The following is a 243-nucleotide window of genomic DNA, read 5'->3' on the forward strand; positions in this document are numbered from 1 at the left end:
GGTATGGACATCCAGGTCGCCGGTCGGCTGAACATCGCCGACGTCCTGGCCAACCCGAAGGAGAAGGTCGTCCGTCAGGCGATCACCTCGAGCGGTTGGGCGAAGGTCCACCCCGGCACGATCGACGTGCTCATCGGCAGCCCCTCGGCCATCAACTTCGACGGTCCGCACCCGAGCGTGCGCGACGTGTGGAAGCTGGAAGAGGCTCTCGCCACGATCGAGGCCGACTACGACCTCGTCCTG

The 243-nt window shown here is 66.3% G+C and carries 1 protein-coding gene; it reads left to right on the forward strand.

The window, feature by feature from the left end:
* Nucleotides 1-243 (forward strand): hypothetical protein (locus ACZ3HG_RS24605; protein ID WP_465335124.1); only part of this gene is annotated, 243 nt, incomplete at both ends.

The organism is Erwinia sp. PME.40.26/001 (genome assembly GCF_055556675.1).